Consider the following 1,234-nt stretch of genomic DNA (forward strand, 5'->3'; position numbering starts at 1 on the left):
GAGAAACCAGATATCAACGAGCAGCTGGAACAAGCTGCTTAAACATAATTAGGCGACAACTACCTTGAAAAACGCCGGGGCTTCTTCGTCCTAACGTCCTGATAAACTTATCATGTGAAGCCCAATCACTTGGTTCAATATCATCTGTAAAATTTGTTTCATCTAAAATAGTTTTCTTTGACTGATCTAAGAAAGACCTAACCTGGATAGTTTTGCCTTCATTGGGAAATAAGGCGATATACTGATCACATAAAGATAGTAATAGCTCAATATCGTCCCAAGGCTCATTTGTTACAGTATCCATTTTGGTCTGATTTTTATCATACTGAACAGTATCAAGAACAGCCTCGAACTGTTCAGGATTTTGCTCTTTACATTTGTCCCACAATCGCCCCATGCTTGGTGCAATACCTGTAAAAGTTAACGAAGTTCCCGAACCAGCAAGAACAATTAAATTATCAAAATCTAACAGGCTATTGATACTTGTTAGTAGCGATTGATAGTTTTCATTCTCATTTTTGCCTGAAGAATCAATATCGATCTCAACAGGAATTTTAACGTCTCCTGTTCTTTCCACGAATGTTGACAACAGTTTTACTTTATTCATTTTTTGTAGCCTAATTCTGAAGTTATCACTGATTCTACCGTGATTATCAGCCTCTACTCACTGGTTACTCAATGTGGGTAAGCACAAGTCTAAATATGTGATCTGTATTTCGTTTAATGCGAATTATTGGAGGTATAGAAAAACAAGATAGCAGCCAAAGGTGTTTTCCTTATCTCAAACTCGGTTTAGGACATAAACAAGCCAGAACTTCGGGCAAGTTATTTCGTCAAGAGTGCCCCCAGCCGACTACGAACCCTATAAACCCTACGAACTGAAATGACTCAATGAGTTTCTAGGGTTTGTAGGGTTCCTTGAGAGATAACATGTAAAGAAAGCGATATGTAGGTGGTCGACAATACCCTGGTAGTGATGAGGTGAGTGCCATATCGAGGCTATTTTCAGTAATAACCGCCGAGTGTAACGCATCACCTTGATTGTTTTGTATGGCGATACTCACAATCCGCTTCACAGCTACGACAACCTACTGTAATTTGGTTATTTTACCTAGCGAAACGAACACACTACCGCCCAATTATCAGGTAAACTAGCTAGTTTGTAATACCAAATAAAACAGCTATGAGATACCAAAGCAAACCTCAATATTCTGAATTTTTAATGCCTCCAGAG

1 protein-coding gene is annotated in these 1,234 nt (G+C 38.7%); it reads right to left on the minus strand.

Annotated elements, in window-relative coordinates:
* Window positions 1–13: 13 nt before the first annotated feature.
* Window positions 14–607: a hypothetical protein gene (locus Q0852_RS23600; RefSeq protein WP_299022877.1), complete on the minus strand. Its 594-nt coding sequence runs from the start codon at window positions 605–607 to the stop codon at window positions 14–16.
* Window positions 608–1,234: the final 627 nt, after the last annotated feature.

This window comes from uncultured Photobacterium sp. (genome assembly GCF_947502415.1).
Classification (GTDB): Bacteria; Pseudomonadota; Gammaproteobacteria; order Enterobacterales; family Vibrionaceae; genus Photobacterium.

Coding starts and splice junctions, on each gene's coding strand:
- Q0852_RS23600 (WP_299022877.1), bottom strand. CDS start 607: ATGAATAAAGTAAAACTGTTGTCAACATTCGTGGAAAGAACAGGAGAC.